This window comes from Mangrovactinospora gilvigrisea, from assembly GCF_001879105.1.
GTDB lineage: Bacteria > Actinomycetota > Actinomycetes > Streptomycetales > Streptomycetaceae > Mangrovactinospora > Mangrovactinospora gilvigrisea.
Genome location: NZ_MLCF01000175.1, coordinates 1 through 2004 on the forward strand (window position 1 = coordinate 1; position 2004 = coordinate 2004).

At 75.2% G+C, this 2004-nt stretch carries 1 protein-coding gene; it reads left to right on the forward strand.

Annotation, left to right across the window (positions count from 1 at the left end; all coding sequences use genetic code 11):
• Positions 1-84: 84 nt before the first annotated feature.
• Entirely contained in the window at positions 85-1830 is a 1746-nt protein-coding gene (locus BIV57_RS22860; RefSeq protein WP_071658777.1) for an ATP-binding SpoIIE family protein phosphatase, read from the forward strand.
• Positions 1831-2004 lie beyond the last annotated feature (174 nt).

Here is a 2004-nt window from a genome sequence, read left to right on the forward strand (position 1 = left end):
CCTGTGCCCACCCGGCCGGACCGCCCCTCCCCGACCCGTGCGTCCACCCAGCCAGCCCACCCATTCGTAGCGCGGAGACCTTGCGTGAACCTCACCCGCTGGAGCGCCCGCCTCCCGGGCACGACGCGCCGCCGCCCCGCCGAACCGCGCCCCGCGGCCGTGCCCCCCGCACGCCAGTCCGCCGCCGAGGGCGGCCCGGCCGATCCCGCGCTGCGCGACGTCCTCGCCCACGCCCCCGCGCCCATCGCCGTCACCGACGGACCGCAGCACCGCATCACCTACGTCAACGAGGCCTACACCGCGATGTTCGGGCCCCGCACCCCCGGCGCCCCCGCCCGCGAGGCCCTCCCCGAGCTCGACGAACTCGGCGTGCTGCCGCTGATGGACCAGGTCTACCGCAGCGGGCGGGCCCGCACCGTCCGCGTCCGCCGCGTCGCCCAGCCCACCGGCACCCCCGCCGACGACACCCCCGACGAGCCGGACGCCACCGGCGACTCCGCCGCCTACTACAGCTTCGTCTGCGCCCCCATCACCGACCACGACGCCCCCGCCGGCCACGCCAACAGCAGCCCCGCGCCGCGCGCCGTCCGCCGCCTCGCCCGCAACTCCTCCGCCGCGGGCCGCGTCCACGGCGTCCTCGTCTTCGCCACCGAGGTCACCGACCAGGTGCAGGCCACCGAGCGCCTCCGGGAGAGCGAGCGCCGCCACCGCGAGACCGCCGTCACCCTGCAACGCAGCCTGCTGCCCCAGGAGTTGGAGCAGCCGGACGACCTCCGGGTGGCCGCCGTCTACCACCCCGGCGGCGCCGAGGCCGCGGTCGGCGGCGACTGGTACGACGTCATCACCCTCGGCGGCGGCCGCACCGCCCTCGTCATCGGCGACGTGATGGGCCGCGGCGTGCGCGCCGCCGCCGTGATGGGGCAGCTGCGCACCGCGGTCCGCGCATACGCCCGCCTCGACCTGCCCCCGCACGAGGTCCTCCAGCTGCTCGACGGCCTGGCCACCGAGATCGACGCCAGCCAGATCGCCACCTGCACCTACGCCGTCTACGACCCCGGCGAGGCCCGCATCGTGCACGCCTCGGCCGGCCACCTCCCGATGATCATCAGGGACGAGGACGGCACCGTCCGCCGCGTCGAGCACCAGGCCGGACCGCCGCTCGGCACCGGCGGCTACCAGCACACCAGTGAAGAGGTGCCGCTGCTCCCCGGCTCCACCGCCGTCCTCTACACCGACGGCCTCGTCGAGCGCCGCGGCCAGGACATCGACGACGGCATCACCGAGCTGGAGTCCGCCGTCGCCGGCGCGGCCGGCGGCCCCGACGTGGTCTGCGACCGCCTGCTCCGCGCCATGGGCATCACCGAGCAGCACGACGACGACGTCGCCGTCCTCGTCGTCCAGCTCCCCGGACGCACCCCCGAGCAGAACGCCCTCTTCCGCGGCGCCACCCTGGAGCTGCACGGCGGAACGGAGGCCGCCCCGCGCGCCCGCGCCTTCACCACCGGCGTGCTGGCCAGCTGGCGCCTCTCCGAGGACCTGCGGGAGCTCGGCGTCCTGGCGGTGAGCGAACTGGTCGCCAACTGCCTGACGCACGGCTCGCCCCCGATGCGCCTCCGCCTGCGCCGCACCCACCGCCGCCTCATCGTCGAGGTCTCCGACGGCAACGAGCAGCTGCCCCGCCGCCGCACCGCCGACGTAGCCGACGAGTCCGGCCGGGGCCTCGGCATCGTGGCCGCGATCGCCGCCGGCTGGGGCTCCCGGCGCACTCCCGACGGGGGCAAGTCCGTCTGGTGCGAGTTCGACCTGCCGGGGGACCACGACCTGAGTTGACATGGGCGCCGCCGAACCCTAATGTTCTGCGAGTTGCCTGACGGGAACGCACGGAGCACCGAGCGGACCGAGGGCGGCACCCCCCTTATGAAGCAGAACGGCTGTGCGATGTCTTGCGCTGCCCGAAAGCGGAAAAAGGGGAGGGGAAAACCCCGCCGGAAAGTCTGGTAAGGT